18 protein-coding genes and 2 pseudogenes are annotated in these 18,669 nt (G+C 63.3%); 14 read left to right on the top strand and 6 right to left on the bottom strand.

Annotated features, from left to right (window positions below; all coding sequences use genetic code 11):
- Window positions 1-96 precede the first annotated feature (96 nt).
- A complete protein-coding gene (locus C0Z16_RS06770; protein ID WP_102631410.1) occupies window positions 97-270 on the top strand; it encodes a DUF1289 domain-containing protein in 174 nt (57 codons plus the stop codon).
- A 17-nt stretch (window positions 271-287) separates the two neighbouring features.
- Here C0Z16_RS06770 and C0Z16_RS06775 read toward each other — a convergent pair whose 3' ends face one another.
- Entirely contained in the window at window positions 288-953 is a 666-nt protein-coding gene (locus tag C0Z16_RS06775) for a LysE family translocator (RefSeq protein ID WP_102631411.1), read from the bottom strand.
- Window positions 954-1,109: 156 nt separating this feature from the next.
- On the opposite strand from C0Z16_RS06775, the gene C0Z16_RS06780 reads away from it, so the two are divergent.
- Together C0Z16_RS06780 and C0Z16_RS06785 are read left to right on the top strand one after the other, a co-directional pair.
- Window positions 1,110-1,577: an Lrp/AsnC family transcriptional regulator gene (locus tag C0Z16_RS06780; RefSeq protein ID WP_102631412.1), complete on the top strand. Its 468-nt coding sequence runs from the start codon at window positions 1,110-1,112 to the stop codon at window positions 1,575-1,577.
- A gap of 80 nt (window positions 1,578-1,657) precedes the next feature.
- Window positions 1,658-1,909, top strand: a complete 252-nt coding sequence (locus C0Z16_RS06785) for a hypothetical protein (RefSeq protein ID WP_407070656.1) — start codon at window positions 1,658-1,660, stop codon at window positions 1,907-1,909.
- A gap of 58 nt (window positions 1,910-1,967) precedes the next feature.
- Here the strand turns inward: C0Z16_RS06785 and C0Z16_RS06790 are convergent, their stop codons facing one another.
- Window positions 1,968-2,444 (bottom strand): OsmC family protein, encoded by a 477-nt coding sequence (locus tag C0Z16_RS06790; protein WP_102631413.1) that lies wholly within the window; start codon window positions 2,442-2,444, stop codon window positions 1,968-1,970.
- A 90-nt stretch (window positions 2,445-2,534) separates the two neighbouring features.
- Entirely contained in the window at window positions 2,535-2,912 is a 378-nt protein-coding gene (locus C0Z16_RS06795) for a hypothetical protein (protein ID WP_102631414.1), read from the bottom strand.
- 211 nt (window positions 2,913-3,123) lie between these two features.
- On the opposite strand from C0Z16_RS06795, the gene C0Z16_RS06800 reads away from it, so the two are divergent.
- Both C0Z16_RS06800 and C0Z16_RS06805 read left to right on the top strand, forming a co-directional pair.
- Complete coding sequence (locus C0Z16_RS06800) at window positions 3,124-3,849, top strand: glycine zipper 2TM domain-containing protein (protein ID WP_102631415.1); 726 nt, start codon at window positions 3,124-3,126, stop codon at window positions 3,847-3,849.
- Between the two features lie 125 nt (window positions 3,850-3,974).
- Window positions 3,975-5,978 (top strand): bifunctional DedA family/phosphatase PAP2 family protein, encoded by a 2,004-nt coding sequence (locus C0Z16_RS06805; RefSeq protein WP_102631416.1) that lies wholly within the window; start codon window positions 3,975-3,977, stop codon window positions 5,976-5,978.
- Between the two features lie 6 nt (window positions 5,979-5,984).
- Here the strand turns inward: C0Z16_RS06805 and C0Z16_RS06810 are convergent, their stop codons facing one another.
- Window positions 5,985-6,959, bottom strand: a complete 975-nt coding sequence (locus C0Z16_RS06810; protein WP_102631417.1) for a SphA family protein — start codon at window positions 6,957-6,959, stop codon at window positions 5,985-5,987.
- Between the two features lie 39 nt (window positions 6,960-6,998).
- The gene (locus C0Z16_RS06815; RefSeq protein ID WP_102631418.1) at window positions 6,999-7,448 is read right to left on the bottom strand and encodes a YMGG-like glycine zipper-containing protein; all 450 of its coding nucleotides are present in this window, start codon (window positions 7,446-7,448) and stop codon (window positions 6,999-7,001) included.
- 665 nt (window positions 7,449-8,113) lie between these two features.
- Here C0Z16_RS06815 and C0Z16_RS06820 point away from each other — a divergent pair.
- From C0Z16_RS06820 to C0Z16_RS06860, 9 genes and pseudogenes are all read left to right on the top strand, one after another.
- Window positions 8,114-9,407: pseudogene (locus tag C0Z16_RS06820) on the top strand (DUF3300 domain-containing protein).
- A 20-nt stretch (window positions 9,408-9,427) separates the two neighbouring features.
- Window positions 9,428-10,372 (top strand): annotated as a pseudogene (locus tag C0Z16_RS06825) (DUF2950 domain-containing protein).
- 72 nt (window positions 10,373-10,444) lie between these two features.
- Window positions 10,445-11,134 (top strand): paraquat-inducible protein A, encoded by a 690-nt coding sequence (locus C0Z16_RS06830; RefSeq protein ID WP_102631419.1) that lies wholly within the window; start codon window positions 10,445-10,447, stop codon window positions 11,132-11,134.
- Window positions 11,131-11,826, top strand: a complete 696-nt coding sequence (locus tag C0Z16_RS06835; RefSeq protein WP_102631420.1) for a paraquat-inducible protein A — start codon at window positions 11,131-11,133, stop codon at window positions 11,824-11,826. Before C0Z16_RS06830 ends, C0Z16_RS06835 begins: the two co-directional genes overlap by 4 nt.
- A complete protein-coding gene (locus C0Z16_RS06840) occupies window positions 11,819-13,438 on the top strand; it encodes a PqiB family protein (protein ID WP_102631421.1) in 1,620 nt (539 codons plus the stop codon). The genes C0Z16_RS06835 and C0Z16_RS06840 overlap by 8 nt, the downstream gene beginning before the upstream one ends.
- On the top strand, window positions 13,435-14,133 hold the full coding sequence (locus C0Z16_RS06845; RefSeq protein ID WP_102631422.1) for a PqiC family protein: 699 nt from the start codon (window positions 13,435-13,437) through the stop codon (window positions 14,131-14,133). Before C0Z16_RS06840 ends, C0Z16_RS06845 begins: the two co-directional genes overlap by 4 nt.
- Window position 14,134: 1 nt before the next feature.
- Window positions 14,135-14,383 carry a methyl-accepting chemotaxis protein gene (locus tag C0Z16_RS06850; RefSeq protein WP_407070657.1) on the top strand — a complete coding sequence of 83 codons (249 nt, stop codon included), beginning with the start codon at window positions 14,135-14,137 and terminating at the stop codon, window positions 14,381-14,383.
- A gap of 272 nt (window positions 14,384-14,655) precedes the next feature.
- Window positions 14,656-15,858, top strand: coding sequence for a sigma-54-dependent Fis family transcriptional regulator (locus C0Z16_RS06855; protein WP_102631423.1), 1,203 nt, complete (start codon window positions 14,656-14,658; stop codon window positions 15,856-15,858).
- A 78-nt stretch (window positions 15,859-15,936) separates the two neighbouring features.
- Window positions 15,937-17,748: an NAD(P)/FAD-dependent oxidoreductase gene (locus C0Z16_RS06860; protein ID WP_102631424.1), complete on the top strand. Its 1,812-nt coding sequence runs from the start codon at window positions 15,937-15,939 to the stop codon at window positions 17,746-17,748.
- 39 nt (window positions 17,749-17,787) lie between these two features.
- Here the strand turns inward: C0Z16_RS06860 and C0Z16_RS06865 are convergent, their stop codons facing one another.
- The gene (locus C0Z16_RS06865) at window positions 17,788-18,639 is read right to left on the bottom strand and encodes a LysR substrate-binding domain-containing protein (protein ID WP_102631425.1); all 852 of its coding nucleotides are present in this window, start codon (window positions 18,637-18,639) and stop codon (window positions 17,788-17,790) included.
- Window positions 18,640-18,669: the final 30 nt, after the last annotated feature.

The following is an 18,669-nucleotide window of genomic DNA, read 5'->3' on the forward strand; positions in this document are numbered from 1 at the left end:
GCTCTATCGGCCTTATTAATACAATCACTTGGCGCATGAGCATGGGGCGTGCGAAAGTCGCCCCCTCCACTGCCCTCCACTATCCATTTAGCGGCCATGAGCATCGCATCGCCCTGCATTGACATCTGCAAGTTCGACAGTGAAACCGGCTTCTGCATAGGCTGCCTGCGCACGCGCGACGAATGCAAAAGCTGGAAGAAGATGAAGGACAAGCACCGCAGCAAGATCATCGACGACCGCGCGCGTCGTGAGCGCAAGTTGAACAGGTAACGAACGGACAAGCCGCGTCAATCGAGCGAAAGCCGCAGCGCAAAACCGATCAGCGCCGCCGAGAAGGTCCAGCGCTGCAAGGTGTGAGCGAGCGGGTGCGCACGCATCCACCCCGCGATTCGCGCGGCGCCGACTGCGTACGTGAGGTCGAAGCACAGGCCCACCGCGAGCAGCACGGAGCCCAGTTCCATCATCTGCCACGCAACGGGCCCAGCTTCCGGACGCACGAATTGCGGCAACAACACCGAACAGAACAGCAACGCTTTCGGATTCAGCAGGTTGGTCAGCAAGCCTTTGGCGAACGCGGCCCTTAGTGAACGCAAGCCCGGACGCAAGCCCGGCTTCAGCGAGTCGCCGGCCTTGCCATCCGCCGTGCCGCCGTCGGCCAACGCGAACACCGGCGAGCGAAATATCTGGATGCCGATCCACGCCAGATAAACCGCGCCGCCATAGCGCACGACGTCGTAGAGCCACGGCGCGTTGCGCAATAGCGCGGCAGCGCCGCATGCCGACAGCGTCACGTGCGTCGCGCGCGCGACGCCGAGCCCGCAAGCCGCCGCGAAGCCGCTGCGCACCCCACGCCCGATACTCGTTTGCAGGATCAGCGCCATGTCTGGCCCGGGCACCGCATAGACGACCAGGAGCGCGGCGATATAGACGGCGAGCAGGTGTGCGGAAATCATGTCAGTCTCTTGAATTCGGGATCTCTATCTTGCTATCGTCGATGGAGGTTTTGCTGGCGAATTGCTGGACATGGTCAGCTGTATTGAGTGGAATGCGCTAACATTCACCCTACTTCACCAGCTTTCCGCCAAAGCACAGAACCCCGCCAAAAAACCATGGCAACCGACCTCGATAAGACTGATCGCGCGATCCTCGCCGCGCTGCAAAAAGACGGCCGCATGTCGAACGCGAAGCTGGCCGAACTCGTCGGCCTCAGCGAGACCCCTTGCGCGCGGCGCCTGAAGCGCCTCGAGCACGACGGCTACATCAGCCAGTACCGCGCGGTGCTGGCGCGTTCGGCGCTCGGCTTCGGCGTGGTGGCGTTCGTCCTCGTGCGCTTCGCTGTGCACGACAAGGAGTTGGCCAACCGCTTCGAACGCGAGGTGCAGGCGATCCCGCGCATCATCGCGTGTCACAACGTATCGGGCAGCGCCGACTACATTCTGCAAGTGGTGGCGCGCGACCTCGACGACTACGGCACGTTCATGCGCGACCAGATGCGCAGCCTGCCGGGCGTGACGTCGGTGGAATCGGCGTTATCGTTGCGGGAAGTGAAGGCCGATGGCGGCCTGCCGCTATCGTGAACGGTGAACGCGAACGCCAACGTGGCATAGTCACGCCATTTGACGCGGCGCGAGCCGCACCGACGAACACGGAGTTCTCAATGGATCACACGGACAACATCGATCACGATAAAGCCCGCGCGGAAGAAAGCGCCGCGATGGAGCGCGTATTGACCGCGACGCAGCGCGTGAAGACGGCGTTTGCGTCGTTGCAATCGCAATTTCCGCCGGCCGGCAGCGGCAAGCCTTCGCAGTTCGCGCTCCAAACTTTCGACGCCGCCTTGCAGGAACTCGAAGACGCCCAGGCTGCATTCGACGAACTGCTGGGCGATCTGCTCGACGGCAATCGCTAGGCTCGGGGCAACGTCCGCCGGCTGATTGAAGCGAGCGGCCTGCATCGGCGGGCTGCGTTCAACCCGCGTTGGTTTCGATCACCGGCTCGCACAGAATCGGGAAATTCACCGAGTTCGCGATATAGCACTTCTCATGCGCCACGTGATGCAAGCGCGTCGCCAGTTCGACGTCGCCGCCCGGCTGAATGACGACGCGCGGGCGCAACACGATCCGCGAAAAACGCCCTTGCTGCGGATTGTCGAGCATGGTTCCTTCGGCATGGTCGCGGTAGTCGACCACGGCAATGCCGGCGTCGGCGCAAAGATGCAGATACCACAGCTTGTGACAGGCCGAAGCAGATGCGACCAGCAGGTCTTCAGGATTCCACCGGTTGGCGTCGCCGAGAAAAGCCGCATCCGACGATCCCGGAATGGCCGGCTTGTCCCCTGCGCTAATCAGATGATCGCGGCTGTAGTCGCGGTATCCGGAGGTGCCGGTACCGCGGTTGCCTGTCCACTGCACAGCGACTTCGTATTTGTGCTCGCCGTATGCCATACGCCCTTCCTGTGATCGACTGAATCCGGTTGATGGGGCGTGCATTTTAATCCGCCGACACCCGCCGAAGCGCAACCTTCGCGATTCGATTTATCGTGGCGACGGCGGCCTGCCGCTGACGTTCGGTACTCTCGGGTCGGGATTCTGGTTCAGGCTCGTGCCGTTGGCGCGCATATTGTTGAGCGCCGGCCCCAGGCCTGCGCTGCCCGTTCGTCCACTACCGACAGAACCACTCGGGGTTGCGAGGCCTGGCGTCGGGCTCAGAGTCGAGCCGGCTGTCCCGGCACCTGTTCCTGCATTCGTTCCCCCACCCGCGCCGCCATTGACGTTTCCGTTCGACGGCGTAGCGCTCAAACCGCCATTGCCTGCGCGCGCCGAGCCCGATTGCGCATGAGCCGCTCCGATCATGCCGACCACGCATGCCGACATCAATACTGTCCGTGCCATACCGCCAGTCGCGATTTTCATTCCTGTGCTCCGTCAGATAGCGCGCTGCTCAACGAGTATGACGAGCCGCGGCCTGCTTCGTTCACGGTGGTAACACGTTGAGTCCGAATCCTCGTCCCCGCGGGCCGTTGCCATGTGAAGTCGTACAAATACTTACAAAGCAGCGCATCGTCGACGTGCACCGGACGCTTTGTGCAAGCGTTATTGCAAGCACCTACTCGCGGAGCCCGCAATGAACACGAACCTCACTTCCAGCAATTCACCGCGCAGCCGTATTCATCCGTTGGTCGCCGGCGCAGCAGTCGCGGTCATCGTTGCAAGCGCAACGGGAGTTGCGGCCATGACCGGCTTGCTGCCGACTTCGCATGCCGTCACAGAACCGTCGTCTTCATCGGCGGCGCTTGCCGCGCAGGCCGCAAGCGGTCCGCTCATCGCGCCGCAGCCGGCCGCTGTTCAGCAGAACGCGCAGCAGTCCACGCAACAAACCGCACAACAGCCCGCAGCGCCCGTGAAGCCGCCCGTTCATCGCACGCACAGCACCAGCGGTACGCAAGCGCCGCGATACGCAAACAATGACGGCTACCGGACGGCCAACGAACCTGCCGCCGCCCGGCCGGTCGCCGCCGACCCGTACGCGGGCGAAGTCGTCGCGATCAACACCGTGCAGTCGCCGGAACCGACGACGGGACTTGGCGCACTTGGCGGAGCGGTCGCGGGCGGCCTCGTCGGCAACCAGTTCGGCGGCGGACGCGGCAAGATCGTGACCACGATTGCGGGCGCGGTTGGTGGCGGGCTTGCCGGCAACGGCATCGAGCATGCGGTGCGCAAGCAGACGAGCTATCAGGTCCAGGTGCGCATGCAGGACGGCAGCTACCGCAACTTCGACTATCAAACGCAGCCGCCGGTGCAAGTCGGCGAACGCGTGCACGTCTCGGGCGATACGTTGAGCGCTTCGTGATCGTCTAGCCGGTTAGCGCGAGCCGGTGTGCCGGAAGAAGAACAGAACGAAAACCAGAACGAGGAATAAAACCGCTCGGTGCGCGTTATGATCAATCGTTACGCCATAACGGCTGATCGCGCACGATGGAGCAAGCCTACCTTCACCTGTTGCATCTGCTGGCCGGTCACCCGGAGTGGACGCTCACGGTCGTCTTCATCGCGGCCTTCCTCGAGGCGGTCGCCGTCATCGGCACATTTGTCCCTGGCAGCACTGCGATGTTTCTTGCGGGCGCGCTGACCGGCACGGGGTCGCTGAGCCTCGGCTGGGTGCTCGCATGCGCGATCGCCGGCGCGATCGCCGGCGACGGTCTGAGCTTCTGGCTCGGCAGCCGCTACGAGAGCCGGATCGTTCAGCTGTGGCCGTTCTCCCGCCATCCCGAAGTCCTCGAAGCGGGTTATCGTTTCTTCGAAAAGCACGGCGCGAAGAGCGTGGTGCTCGCGCGCTTCGTCGGTCCGTTGCGCGCGATCGTGCCGGTCGTAGCTGGCATGATGGGCATGCCGCCCCTACGCTTTTACGCGATGAACCTGCTGTCCGCGTTGCTGTGGGCGCCGGCGCATATTCTGCCAGGCGTCGTATTCGGCGCGTCGGTGCTGCTCGCCGGGGCCGTTTCGTTCCGGCTCGTCGTGATTCTTGCGCTGCTGGTCGGCAGCGTCTGGCTGAGTTATCGCGCGGCGGCCTTCCTGCTCTCGCACGCTAACGCATGGTCGGGCGCGGCCGGCCGTCATCTCGGCAACTGGGCTTGCCGTCATCCCGGACCGCTTGGCCGCGTCGCGCGAAAAATGCTGGACCCCGAAGCGCCGGATGCCACCAGTATTCTCGTCGCATCGCTGATCGTGCTCGTGTGCGGCGCGCTATTCTTCGGGGTCCTTCAGGACGTGATAGCGGGTGATCCGTTGACGCATGTCGATCAGTCCGTCTATCGCTTCATGCAGTCGGTGCGCACGCCGTGGGGCGATGCCGTGCTCGCCGGTCTCGCGACGCTCGGCAGCAGCGCGACGCTCGCGGCGCTGATCGTGACGGTCGCGCTGTGGATGCTCTGGGAGCGGCGCTGGCGCACCGTCGGCTACTGGCTCGCGGCCGTCGTCTTTTCGCAGATGCTGATCTTCGCGTTGCAGTTCGCGATGCACCGCGCCGCGCCCAACGAGTCGATGACGGACGCCTATGTGTTTCCCAGCAATCACGTGGCGGCGACCGTCATCGTGTACGGCTTTCTCGCGTTCCTCCTCGCGCGGCGCGTCGGCATGTTAGAAGGACTGGCCGTGGTCACCGCGAGCATGCTCATGGTGATCGTGGTCGCGCTCGCGGGCGTGTACTTCGGCCGCTACTGGGTGTCGGATGCGATCGGCGGCGCTGCGCTCGCGTACGTCTGGGTCGCGATAGTAGCGCTCACCGCGATGTTGCGGCATCCGCAGCCGCCGCCGCTGCGCCGCTGGATGCCGGCCATCGTGCTCGTGGTGGTGCTGGCGAGTATCGGCGTGCAGTTCGGTCTCGGCATGCCCGCGGCGCCGCAAGACGCGTCGCCGTTGCCGCTCGCGCGCGTCACGCGCGAACAGTGGACGCTTACCGTATGGAAGCGCCTGCCCTGCTACCGCTCGGATATGGGCGGCGACCGCAAAGAGCCACTCACGCTGCAATGGGTATCGGACCGCGATTCGATCCGCCGGCAATTGCGCGGTGAGGGATGGATCGAGGGCACGGACCTGTCCGCGCATAGCCTGCTTTCGCTGGCCTCACCGGATGTAGCCGCCGCCGCTCTTCCGGTATTGCCGAAGCTGAACAACGGCGTACCGTCGTCGCTAGTCTTCATGCGTCCCGGCGACACGCGCGATCAACGCGACGTGCTGCGCTTCTGGCCTAGCGGCTATGCCGTCGATAACGGCACGGCCGCCGTGCCGCTTTGGGTTGGCGCCATTGCGCATGAACGCCTGTCGCGCTCAACGTGGCCGCTCAACATTCTGCGTGTCGACAAGCGGGCGTCGCCGTTCGACGTTCGCGTGAAGCCCGGCGACGGCCTGGGCGCGGCGGTCGTGGCGACCGTGAGCTGTCATGGCGTGCCGGTCTCGCTGCTCGCCTCTGCATCACAGTGAGCCGGTCTATTCAAACGTCGCGCTAATGGCAAGCTGCACCGAGTTGCCTCCAGGCCGATGGCTCGCCTGGAATTCGTTGACCCAGCGCAGCGCGGCGGATACCGGTGTTTTGTAAGCCTTGCCCGACCACGTGAGCATCGGGCCGACGCCCAATACATGTCCGCGCGCACTCCCGACTCTGTCTGCAATGCCGCCGCTGTCGTCGGCGAGCTGCTGAATCCAGCCGCCGACGACGCCCACGCCCCAGCCGTTGTCGAAGCGTTTGAGCGCCAGCAGATCGAGCACGCTCACCGGCGCGTTGTGATAATGCGTCTTGTCGTTCGGCGTATAGAAGCCGATGCCATAGTTGAGCGTCAGTTCCACACCTTGCGACGGAATCAGGTGCGTGTACGCAATGGTCGGCGTGAAGGTCCAGGTGTTCTGGCCGGCATTGGCGAGGCGGCTCGTGCTGTAGGCGCCCGTGGGTGCGAATACCTGCACGCTCAACGCCACGTGGTCTGTTTTCGTGAGATGGTAGCCCGCGATCACCGGTACGAAAAACAGATCGGAGAACTGCGTGGCGTGGTCGTTCGGAAGCACTCCGTTGAAGCTGGACGCATTGACGTATGCCACCGGCACGCCGACCGCCGACGCGAAGTTCCACCCGCCTACGGTGACGCCCCACGTTTTCGCCATGTTCGCCATGATGTAGACAAGCTGTAGATCCAGGCCTGCCGTGACGGTGCCCGCGACAGGCACCGTCTTCGATGCGCCAAGCGAAGCCTCATAGTAGATGGCCGCGAACGACACGAGCCAGTCGGAGGTGGGCGGCACGACTCCGGCGTAAGGCGATACCTGCTGCCCCGTTACCGGCCTGCCGACGCCGCCCTCCGTCGCAACGCACTTGTTGCTATAGACGCAGACCAGCGCCGCGGTGACGAGCGCCACGCGCGAAGCGGCTGCACGCGTGGCCGGTCGGGCACCATTGTTCGTGTTGTCCAATACAAGCTCCGTTGAAGTGATCGCATTCCCCTTGCACCGCTACTGAACCGTGTAGCCCTTGCCCTGCATGCACGCGCCGTACGCATGCCAATAGGTGCTCATCGTCGATTGCTGAGACGCTTGCGCGGCCTGGGCCTGCGCAGCGTGCTGCTGACGGCTGCGCACTCCGCCCGCGAGCGCCCCCGCGGTCGCACCGACCGCGGCGCCATGTCCCGCGTCATTGCCGCTCACGTCTCCGGCTATCGCGCCCGCGGCCGCCCCTCGCGCCGCGCCTCTGACACGCGCGCCGGTCGGGCCCGATGGTGGCGCAGGCGTTTGCGCGACGACGGCCGGGTCAATGCCGGTGCTCTGCTTCGCCCAGGCATAGCAAGCGCCGTCGTCCGACATCTGCTGCTGTTGGCTTTGTCCATGCGCGGGATAGGTGGCCGGTTTTTGAGCGAAAGCGAGCGCACTCGCGCTTGCCAGAATCACTGCGGCGAATCGCTTCATGTCAACCCTCATATTCAGGAACACTGATCGGTTTCTAACCCGTCGTGCGGCCGCGACGCGAGAGGCCGAAACGCAGAACATCTTACCCGTCAGCATTGCCGCAACCGAGTAAAGAAAAACTGAACGCGGACGGCGTTGCTTAACACCCTGCGCGCCGTTGGAAACGCGCACCGCACCAGCTAGACGAGTTCGTCATGAAGCGCGGCTGGAGCACGCTGATTCATGCGCCGAGACGCACGCCGGCGAGCGCTCCTTCATGCACGGAAGATAGATAACGCCGCTGTGAAACGCAAGCCGACGATTAGACATCCATAGGTTTTCCTGAGTGGCCGCCTGCGCGCAGCCTGCCTGATCGGATACACGCTTCTTAGGTCATCATTGCCTCAAGTGCAATCTAAATTTATTTGGTTAAAGGATTGCAATTGTGTATAGACCCGAGCTAATAATCTCGCCATCGAAACGCACGGACCTTTTCGGAATCGCATGCATAAAGTGCTGTCACAGATGTCCCTTGAAGACACACAACCATTCGCAGTCCGATATTCCCGGTTGCCAGCCTGATGCAATCGACCTCACCGACCTCACCCACGGGCTCGAAGTCCGCAGTCCACTCTCACTCCGACGGCAACAAGACCTATGCAACTTCGAAACACGGAGACTCCATCGTGAAACGCTCAACGGCAAACCCGCGGGGAACGCTGATCGCGCTGGCCATACTGGCTGGCTTGCCGGTCATGCTCGATGTCACGGCCCCCGCCGCCTACGCGCAGACCGCCGCGAAAATATCCAACCAGCAACTCGATTCGCTCACGGCGCCGATCGCGCTCTATCCCGACGCGCTGCTCGCGCAGGTGCTAATGGCGTCGACTTTTCCACAGGACACAGAGGCGGCGGCGGCATGGTCGAAAGCGAACGGGAATACCAAGGGCGACGACGCCGTGAAAGCGGTCGCTGCGCAGCCGTGGGACCCCAGCGTGCAATCGCTCGTGGCGTTTCCGCAGGTGCTCGCCACGATGGCGTCGAAACCCGACTGGGTCGCGCAGCTCGGCAACGCGTTTCTCGCCCAGCCAAACGACGTGATGGATTCCGTGCAGCGTCTGCGCAAACAGGCGCAACAGGCGGGCAATCTGAAGACGACCGGGCAGCAGAAGGTGATCGTCGAGCAAACCACCATCCAGATCGTGCCGGTGAATCCGCAGGTCGTGTATGTGCCGACGTATAACCCGACAGTTGTATACGGCGCGTGGCCCTATCCCGCTTATCCGCCCGTGTACATGCCGCCGCCTCCGGGCTACGCGGTCGCGAGCGGACTCGCCGCCGGCCTCGCGTTCGGCGCGGGCATCGCGATCACGAGTGCGTTGTGGAGCGACGTCAACTGGAACAACCACAGCGTCAACATCAACGTCAATCGATACAACAACATCAACGTGAACCGGCGGCTCGACGTGAACAGCAACACGACAAGCTGGAACCGTAATACGACCTTCAACCGCAACACTTCAGCGAACGCAGGCGGCGTGCAGCGCGACGCTTACCGCGGACGCGACATGTCGACCTCGCGCGCGCAGGCGCAACAGACTTTGCAGAACCGCACCGGCCAGAATCTCGGCGGCACCGAGCCAGCGCGTGCAAGGCATCCAGCATGGCGGTATGAACACCGGCAACATTCGGGCGAGCGCGCAAAACGTGAATCGCGACAACGCACTGCGCGGCGCCGGCAACGGACCGGCCGCGCAGCAGGACATTCAGCGCGGGCGAGCGAGCAGGCAGGCGCAAGCAGGCGCTCGCAACGATCTGGGTGCGGCCGGTGGAGGACAACAACGCGGCGGCGGTTTGGGCGCGGGCGGCGGCGGGCAAGAACGCGGCGGTGGTCTCGGTGCAGCCGGCGGCGGACAACAACGCAGCGGTGGTCTCGGTGCGGGCGGCGGCGGACAACACCACTTCGGCCGGCAACGTTGAACGATCTCAGGGAACCGCTCATGAACCACATTCAAACAATCGGCGTCCGCTTCGCGAACGCCACCGCGCTCCCCTTCGCGCGTCGGCTTGCCTACACCGCCATCGCGATGTCCGCGTCACTCTTTTGCGCTGTATCGGCGCACGCACAAGCCGTCTATCCGACACCGGACGCCGCCGTCAACGCGTTCGTCGACGCCCTCGCCACCAACGACCACCCAGCGATGCAGCACGTGCTCGGCAAGGACTTCAACCGTTTCATCCCGTCTAAAGACGTCGGCGAAGAGGACATCTACGAATTCCTCGGCGCGTGGGCAGCGGGCCATCGGATCGTCGACGACGCCGTGCCGCTTCACGGCCGCGCGACCAGGCACCTCTCGGTCGGCACCAGCGGCTGGACCTTGCCGGTTCCGCTCGTGCAGGCGGCCAACGGATGGCGCTTCGATCCCGCGTCGGGCAGCGATGAAATTCTGACGCGCAGGATCGGCCGCAACGAACGCGCGGCGATGATGACCTCGCTCGCCTAACTCGACGCGCAGCGCGACTATCACGCGTCAACGCAGCACTATGCGCAGCGCCTGCTCAGCACACCGGGCCAGCATGACGGGCTGTACTGGCCTACAGCGCCGGGCGAAGCGGAAAGTCCCCTCGGTCCGCTCGCGGCCGCGATGCCGAAAACCGCGTCGATCAGCAAGGACGGTTATCACGGTTATCACTTCCGCATTCTGACCGCACAGGGATCGCACGCGAAAGGCGGCGCGCTGAACTACATCGAGAACGGCACGATGACGAAGGGTTACGGTCTCGTGGTGTGGCCGGCCGAGTATGGCAAGACCGGCGTGATGAGCTTGACCGTCAATCAGGACGGCCAGCTTTATCAGAAGGACCTGGGACGCGATTCAGCGAAAAAAGCGGCAGCGCTGAAATCGTTCGATCCCGATCCGTCATGGGAACCCGTGCAGCCTTGAGCGCCCTTAATCACGCACCAATAACGGCGGCAGTGCATCGCCGTCATCGCCGGTTCTGAAGCCGATGTCCTCATGGATTACAAAAAACTGGTTGCCTGCCACGAGTGCGACGCACTGTTTCGCAAGCCGCGGCTAGACGGCAAGTCATCCGCGCATTGCCTGCGCTGCGGCGCGATTTTGTACCGCGGCATCTCGCGCGGGCTCGACGGCATTTGCGCGCTCACGCTCGCGGCATTGTTCACTTTCGTGATCGCGCAGGGCTTTCCCATCCTCGAACTGGAAACGGGTGGCATTACTTCGCGCACGAGTCTGTTCGGCGCACTCGTCGCGCTATGGAACGCGGACATGCAGATCGTCGCAGCCATGGTGTTCTGCTCGACCGTGCTGTTTCCGCTGACCGAACTCGTCGCGCTGCTGTATGTGCTCATTGCAATCCGTCAGGGCTATGTGCCGCCTGGCTTTAACCGCGTGCTGCGCGCCATTCAATTCGTCCGACCGTGGGGCATGATCGAAGTGTTCATGCTCGGCGTGTTGGTCACGATCGTGAAAATGGTGAGTCTCGCGCGAGTGGTGCCGGAAGCGGCGCTGTTCGCGTTCGGCGCGCTCACGCTAATGCTGGTGCTTGTCGTCATGTTCGATCCGCGCGTGCTTTGGGACATCGCCGATGAACTCGGCGCGGGCCGCGCGGCGCGTCGTCGACGCGTCGCCTTCCGTACCGGCGCATCACGCGGCCCATGGCACAAAGGACGGGCAACGCGATGAAAACACTCACGGCGTCGAATGCCGGATTGCTCGCCTGCCACGCTTGCGCACGCGTGGCGCCAGGTGCAGCGCATGCTCCATGTGCACCACGCGAGCCAAAACCCCGGCGCCGCACGCAGCATTGCGAGGGTTGCGGCGCGCTCCTGCATCGGCGCAATCCCGACAGCGTGTCGCGCACATGGGCGCTGCTGATTTCAGCCGCGCTGCTCTATATCCCCGCTAATCTTTTGCCAGTCATGCATACCTCATCGCTAGTCGGCTCGGAAGACGACACGATCATCAGCGGCGTCATCTATTTCTGGACCTCGGGCTCGTGGCCGCTTGCGATCGTCGTATTCGTCGCGAGCATTCTCGTGCCCATGCTCAAGCTCTCCGTACTCGTTCTGCTCACCGCCACCGCACAGCGCCGTTCGGCGTGGCGTCCTATCGAACGCGTGAAGCTGTATCGGATCGTCGAGCGCATCGGCCGCTGGTCGATGCTCGACGTGTTCGTGATCACCTTGACTGTCGCGCTGGTTCGATTCGAATCGCTTGCTGTGATCACGGCGGGACCGGGCGCGCTTGCGTTCGGTTGCGTAGTCGTCCTGACAATGCTCGCCTCCATGAAGTTCGACCCACGACTCATCTGGGACAGCGTCGAGGGCGGCAGCCCGGACGCGGCCCGCCCTGCTCTGGAGACGCATCATGAATAGCCCGCAAGGCCCCGACATGCTGCCCGACGCGCCTGATCCGGGCATCGAGCCGCGCCGCGGCTGGCTGCCCTCGCTCGTCTGGGTGGTTCCATTGATCGCAGCGCTGATCGGCATCGCGCTCGTCGTCAAGTCCGTTACGGAACGCGGCCCGACGATCACCATCAGCTTCAACAACGCCGAAGGTCTCGAACCGGGCAAGACGCAGGTCAAATACAAGGACGTCGTGGTCGGGTCGGTCAAAACGACCACGCTGTCAAAAGATCATTCACACGTGGAAGTCGGCGTGCAGTTGAGCAAGCAGGCCGAGGACTTCGCGGTCAGGGACACGCGCTTCTGGGTGGTTCGTCCGCGAATCGGCGCAAGCGGTGTGACTGGAATCGGGACGCTGCTCTCTGGCGCATATATCGGTGTGGACGCTGGCCGCTCGAAGGACACACGCAACGAGTTCGTCGGGCTGGAAGCACCGCCACCCGTCACCGGCGATCAGAAAGGTCATCGCTTCACGCTGCGCGGCGATTCGCTCGGCTCGATCGATATCGGCTCGCCGATCTTTTACCGGCGCGTGCAGGTAGGCCAGGTATACGGAATTTCGCTCGACAAGGACGGCAAGGGTGTAACGATGCAAGTGTTCATCGCGGCTCCGTACGACCAGTACGTCGGCACGAATTCGCGCTGGTGGCACGCAAGCGGCGTGAACGTGCGGCTCGACTCCAACGGGTTCGTCGTCAACACGCAGTCTGTCACGTCGATCCTGATCGGGGGGCTCTCGTTCCGTGCGCCACCCGGGCAGCCACCGGGACCGCAGGCGGCGGACTACTCGAGCTTCCGTCTTGCGTCCGACGAAGCGGACGCGATGCGTGCGCCCGACAGCATTCCGGTGCGCGCCGTGATGAACTTCAATCAGTCGCTGCGCGGATTGTCCGTGGGCGCGACGGTCGACTTCCGCGGCATCGTGCTCGGACAGGTAACAGATATCGGCGTCGACTATGACCCCGGCACCCGCAGCTTCACGATGCCAGTCACGCTGGAACTGTACCCCGACCGCCTCAGGAGGCGCGCCCACGGCACCCCGGTTCCCGAAGCCGGGACGGCGGAAGGTCAGGGACTGCTCCAACATCTGGTCGAGCGGGGCTTGCGCGGACAGTTGCGCACCGGCAATCTGCTGACCGGCCAGTTGTATATCGCGCTCGATCTGTTCCCCAAGGCCGCGCCCGTCAAATTCGACGTGACCCGCGATCCGATCGAACTGCCGACCATTCCGAACTCGCTCGACGCGTTGCAAACACAGGTCGCCGAGATCGCGAAAAAACTGGAGCGCATTCCGTTCGATCAGATCGGCACGAACCTGAACAACTCGCTGAAAAACGCCGACAAGCTGTTCGCCCAACTCAACACGGAAGTCATGCCGCAGGCGCGCGACACGCTCGCGGCGGCGAAACAGACCTTCAGTTCCGCCGAAACCACGCTCCGGCAAGACTCGCCGATGCAGTCCGACGTGCATCAGGCGTTGCAGGAATTGACGCGCACGCTGCAGTCGTTGAACGCGCTGACTGATTATCTGGAGCGTCACCCAGAGTCGCTCGTGCGCGGCAAATCGGGAGACAAGCCATGAGCCGCCGTCTGTTTCACTATCTGGGTCGCGGGAAGGCTGTGGGCGCTCGCCGTTCGCTTGCGGCGTTGACTGCACTGACCCGATACACGGTATACGCCGGATTGGCCGCGCTCAGTGCATGTTCATCGCCGCCGAGCCGGTTCTACACGCTCGCCGGAAACGACTCACCTGCCGCCACGCGCAACGCCGCCACTCCCGCGCTGATGATCGAAGTCGCGCCCGTCGACGTGCCCGCGCAAATCGCGCGAACGGCGTTCGTGGTGCAGACCGGTGCGAATCGCGTGGACGTACTCGAGCAAACGCGCTGGGCCTCGTTGCCATCCGACCAGATCCGCCAGGCGCTTTCGCAGAACCTCGCGCAGCGGCTCGATGCGATCGATGTGTCCCGTTCTCCGCACCCTGTCGGCGCGCCCGTCTATCGGGTCAACGTCAGCGTGCAGCGTTTCGAATCCTGGCCGGGCTCCCATGCGCTGATTGATGCGGTGTGGAGCGTGCGGGCGTTGTCCGATCAGGCGGTGCTGACGTGCCGCAGCGTCGTCGTCGAACCGGTGAGCGGCGGCAACGATGCGCTCGTGGCCGCTCACCGGCAGGCGCTTCAGCAAGTCGCCGCAAATCTCGCTGCGGGCATTCAGGCGCTCGACGCGACGACGCGCGGCAATCGCTCAGTGCCCGGTCTGTCATGCCCTGCACAGTAACGTGGACGACCGCGGCTTCGCGGGGGTCGCCGGCAAAGTCCGCACGCTCGCGCAGCGCAGCGCGTCAGCCGCAAAAGAGATCAAGGATCGAATCGACGCGTCGGTGCCGAACGTGACAAACGGTTCGCAGCTCGTCGAAAACGCCGGTCAAACCGTGGGCGAGGTTGTGCGCCCAGTGAAACAGGTGACGGACATCATGGTGAAATTGCGTCGGCGTAGTGCGAGCGGAGCACGGGCATCGAACAGGTGAAGCTCACCGTCACGCAGACAGTCCCATTCGATAAAGAACCGGCCGGCGCGCCGGTTCTTTCGCTTTCCAGTCAGGCATTGACGACGCGTGACGTGCATTTTCCCGGTTGAGAAAAAAGTCTCACCGGCCACGATGGTGCACTGCAGTGTGCCCTTCCGATTCGCGCATGCTAAAAACGTACCGTACGTTTCAGACCTCGGAGACACCCGGCGCGCAACGGCGCAGAATGTCTCCAGCATCCAGTTCGCGCTGAGTTCGCCCGGAGGCTCGTCATGCCCTACGTTCCGTCCACGAGACATATCGACCGCATATGCAACGTCATAGAAGGACGGACGCAGCGCCCTGGCGTCGACGGTAAACGGCTGGCGTCGTCCTATAAGCGCTCGCTCGAGCAATATCATCTCGACCCCGGCGCGACCGTCGGGCCGCGCATTCTCACCGTGCCCGAATTGCGCGACGTGCAGCACCGCGAGGAATCGTTTCTGCGCGCCTCGGGCCAGTGCCTGTCGCGGCTGCACGAGATGGTGCGCGAAGCCGACTACTGCGTGATGCTGACCGACGCGCAGGGCGTGACGATCGACTACCGCGTCGACAAGGACCGCCGGCACGACTTCAAACGCGCCGGGCTTTATCTCGGCTCATGCTGGTCGGAGAGCGAAGAAGGCACCTGTGGCATCGCGACGGTGCTGCTCGACGCCGAGCCCATCACCGTGCATAGAACGGATCACTTTCGCGCCGCGTTCACCACACTGACCTGCAGCGCGTCGCCCATTTTCGGTTTGCGCGGCGAGTTGCTCGGCGTGCTCGATGCGTCGGCCGTGCGCTCCCCCGACGATCGCGAAAGCCAGCGGCTCGTCAATCACATCGTGCGGCAAAGCGCGCTGCTCATCGAGGACGCCTACTTCCTCAATGCGGCGACGGATTGCTGGGTGCTGCTCGCGCATCGTAACCGGCATTACGTGGAAGCCCAGCCGGAAATTCTGATCGCAATCGACGCGTGCGGCCAGGTGATTGCCGCGAACCGGCGCGCACGCGAATGTCTGCCGGCGCTCAACCAGTTGCCGCGTCACGTGTCGGAGCTTGTCGATGTTCCGGCCGAGCGCCTGTTCGACGCGAAGGCAAGCCGCGGCCTCGTTTCGCTGAGGCTGAACGAGACCGGCTCGCCGCTCTATGCGCGAGTGCGTCCGCCGTCCGCCGCACGAATCGCAAGACGCACGTTATCCACGCCGCGCGACAACAGCAGTAGCAGCAGCAGTAGCGGTAGCAGTAGCAGTAGCGGTAGCGCTGACAGCGTCGCGCCGCACGAGGCACGCGTCATGTCCGACAGCGATGCACTCGAACGCAACCGCATCGTCGACGCGATGAACGACGCGAAATGGCGTACCGAGGTGGCCGCGAAAGCGCTCGGCGTGTCACGCGCAACCCTGTACCGGCGCATCGCGAAGCTGCGTATTTTGCCGCCGCACAGGTGCTAGCGGCGCTACTCCCCTAGCGGGCACAGAACCCGCGTTCCCACTGATGTTCGACTATCCGTTTCATATGGAGGAGCAACCATGTCTGGAAACAATGCAAATCAAGCGATATCCAACGTTCTCGAGAGCCTCGAAGCCGCGCTGAAACGCGGCGACAGCCAGGGCGTCGAAACCGCCGTCGACCTGTTTCAGCCCGATTGTTATTGGCGCGATCTGGTTGCGTTCACCTGGAACATCAAGACACTCGAAGGCCGCGAACAGATCGCCGCGATGCTGAATGCACAGTTGGGCAAGATCAAGCCATCGAAGCTTCGGCTGGCGGATAACGAACCGGCAACGGCAGCCAACGGCATCGCGCAAGGTTGGATCACTTTCGAAACCGAGGCCGCGCGCGGTAGCGGATTCATTCGTCTCAAGGAAGGCCGCATCTGGACCTTGCTCACGACGATGGCGGAATTGAAGGGTCATGAAGAACCAAAAGGACCGATGCGGCCGATGGGCGCCGAACACGGCGCGCGCCGTGACCGCACGAGCTGGAAAGAGCGGCGCGAAGCCGAACTCGACGCGCTCGGTGCGTCGGAGCAACCGTATTGCCTGATTGTCGGAGGCGGGCAAGGCGGTATCGGACTCGGTGCGCGGCTGCGGCAGCTGGGCGTGCCGACGATCATCGTCGATAAGAATGAACGGCCCGGCGACGCGTGGCGCAAGCGCTATAAGACGCTCTGTCTGCACGATCCGGTCTGGTACGACCATATGCCCTATCTGCCCTTCCCCGACAACTGGCCGGTCTTTACGCCGAAAGACAAGATCGGCGACTGGCTGGAGATGTACACGAAGGTAATGGAACTCAACTACTGGGGGGCGACCACCTGCAAATCCGCGCGCTATGACGAAGCGAAAGGAGAATGGATCGTGGAGGTCGAGCGGGACGGACGCAATATAACCTTGCGGCCCAAGCAGCTAGTGCTCGCCACCGGCATGTCGGGCAAGCCGAATATTCCAGCCTTCAAAGGCATGGAGGTATTCAAAGGCGAGCAGCATCATTCGTCGAAGCATCCTGGGCCGGACGCGTATCACGGCAAGAAGGTCGTCGTGATCGGCGCGAACAATTCGGCTCACGACATCTGCGCCGCGCTGTGGGAGGCCGGCGTTGACGTGACGATGGTGCAGCGCTCGTCCACGCACATCGTCAGGTCGGATTCGCTGATGGAACTCGCGCTCGGCGATCTCTATTCCGAGCGCGCGGTGGCGGCAGGCATGACGACGGCGAAAGCCGATCTGACCTTCGCATCCATTCCGTATGCGATCCTTCACGAGTTCCAGATTCCCGTTTTCAACGCAATCAAGGAGCGCGATGCAGAGTTCTATGCGCGCCTCGAAAAGAGCGGTTTCATGCTCGATTTCGGCGACGACGATTCCGGCCTCTTCATGAAGTATCTGCGGCGCGGCTCGGGTTATTACATCGACGTCGGCGCATCGGAACTCGTCGCGGACGGCAAGATCAAGCTGAAAAGCGGCGTGGACGTGGTCGAACTGAAAGAGCATTCCGTGCTGCTCAGCGACGGCAGCGAACTCGAAGCGGATGTCATCGTGTATGCAACTGGCTATGGCTCGATGAACGGCTGGGCCGCCGATCTCATCTCACGCGAAGTCGCCGACAAGGTCGGTAAAGTGTGGGGACTCGGTTCGAACACCACAAAGGATCCGGGGCCGTGGGAAGGCGAACAGCGCAACATGTGGAAGCCCACGCAGCAGCAGGCGCTGTGGTTTCATGGCGGCAATCTGCATCAGTCGCGGCACTACTCGCAGTATCTGTCGCTGCAACTGAAGGCTCGCATGGAAGGCATTCCGACGCCCGTGTTTGGATTGCAGGAAGTACATCACCTGTCGTAGGTGTTAGGGCCGGCGTGCCGGTTCGCCGGCCTTTTCCGTCTATACCTTCATCTCCGTGAGAAGAAAATCGACCAACGCGCGTTGATGCGCGTTTAGCACGCCGCCGGAGCTGACAAGCGCAAGCTCCGTCGGCGGCAAAGGCGGGAAACCGGAGCATAAGCGATGCTCAGGAAGTACCGCTGTGGTCGGCAGAACCGAAATGCCCAAGCCCGAAGAAACCGCTGCCTGAATGCCCGTCAGGCTATGACTGCCGAACGCAATACGCCAGCGCCGATGCGCTTTGTCGAGACCGCGAATCGCGCGCTGGCGGTACACGCAGCCCTGCGGAAACAGCGCCAGCGGAATAGGCTCGTCCGAAGACTCCGCTGGTCCTTCAGTATTCGCGCTTCGCACCCACACTAGCGACTCCGGCCACGATGCAAGACACTCGCCGCTGCCCGGCTCGCGTTTGATCAGCGCGATTTCAATCTCACCGTTCGACAGCCTGCGTTGCAGGTCGGCGCTCATGCCGGCCACTGTTTCCAGGCGCACACCTGGCTTCGTCTTGACGAAGCCAGACAGCATCGCCGACATGCGTCGCGCGTCGAAATCCTCGGGCACACCGATGCGAAGCGGCGTGACGGCAACGTCGCTCATCAACGCGTCTTGCGCTTCCTGCGCCAATGCAAGCAAGCGTCGCGCGTATTGCGCGAGCAATTCGCCGTGCTCGGTCGCCGTCACCTGATTGCCGGTGCGGTCACGCATGAGCAGCGTGCGGCCGACGAGTTCTTCCAGTCTTCGCACCTGCTGACTCACGGTGGATTGCGTGCGATGCACCCGCTCGCCCGCGCGCGTAAAACTGCCTTCATCGACGACGCAAATCAGCGTGTTCAACAGATCGAGATCAAGCATGATGGGCTCGCTTCGTTATTTGCAGTGCGA

The sequence above is a fragment of the Paraburkholderia rhynchosiae genome (assembly GCF_002879865.1).
GTDB classification, from domain to species: domain Bacteria; phylum Pseudomonadota; class Gammaproteobacteria; order Burkholderiales; family Burkholderiaceae; genus Paraburkholderia; species Paraburkholderia rhynchosiae.

Coding starts and splice junctions, on each gene's coding strand:
- C0Z16_RS06770 (WP_102631410.1), top strand. CDS start 97: ATGAGCATCGCATCGCCCTGCATTGACATCTGCAAGTTCGACAGTGAA.
- C0Z16_RS06775 (WP_102631411.1), bottom strand. CDS start 953: ATGATTTCCGCACACCTGCTCGCCGTCTATATCGCCGCGCTCCTGGTC.
- C0Z16_RS06780 (WP_102631412.1), top strand. CDS start 1,110: ATGGCAACCGACCTCGATAAGACTGATCGCGCGATCCTCGCCGCGCTG.
- C0Z16_RS06785 (WP_407070656.1), top strand. CDS start 1,658: ATGGATCACACGGACAACATCGATCACGATAAAGCCCGCGCGGAAGAA.
- C0Z16_RS06790 (WP_102631413.1), bottom strand. CDS start 2,444: ATGGCATACGGCGAGCACAAATACGAAGTCGCTGTGCAGTGGACAGGC.
- C0Z16_RS06795 (WP_102631414.1), bottom strand. CDS start 2,912: ATGAAAATCGCGACTGGCGGTATGGCACGGACAGTATTGATGTCGGCA.
- C0Z16_RS06800 (WP_102631415.1), top strand. CDS start 3,124: ATGAACACGAACCTCACTTCCAGCAATTCACCGCGCAGCCGTATTCAT.
- C0Z16_RS06805 (WP_102631416.1), top strand. CDS start 3,975: ATGGAGCAAGCCTACCTTCACCTGTTGCATCTGCTGGCCGGTCACCCG.
- C0Z16_RS06815 (WP_102631418.1), bottom strand. CDS start 7,448: ATGAAGCGATTCGCCGCAGTGATTCTGGCAAGCGCGAGTGCGCTCGCT.
- C0Z16_RS06830 (WP_102631419.1), top strand. CDS start 10,445: ATGGATTACAAAAAACTGGTTGCCTGCCACGAGTGCGACGCACTGTTT.
- C0Z16_RS06835 (WP_102631420.1), top strand. CDS start 11,131: ATGAAAACACTCACGGCGTCGAATGCCGGATTGCTCGCCTGCCACGCT.
- C0Z16_RS06840 (WP_102631421.1), top strand. CDS start 11,819: ATGAATAGCCCGCAAGGCCCCGACATGCTGCCCGACGCGCCTGATCCG.
- C0Z16_RS06845 (WP_102631422.1), top strand. CDS start 13,435: ATGAGCCGCCGTCTGTTTCACTATCTGGGTCGCGGGAAGGCTGTGGGC.
- C0Z16_RS06855 (WP_102631423.1), top strand. CDS start 14,656: ATGCCCTACGTTCCGTCCACGAGACATATCGACCGCATATGCAACGTC.
- C0Z16_RS06860 (WP_102631424.1), top strand. CDS start 15,937: ATGTCTGGAAACAATGCAAATCAAGCGATATCCAACGTTCTCGAGAGC.
- C0Z16_RS06865 (WP_102631425.1), bottom strand. CDS start 18,639: ATGCTTGATCTCGATCTGTTGAACACGCTGATTTGCGTCGTCGATGAA.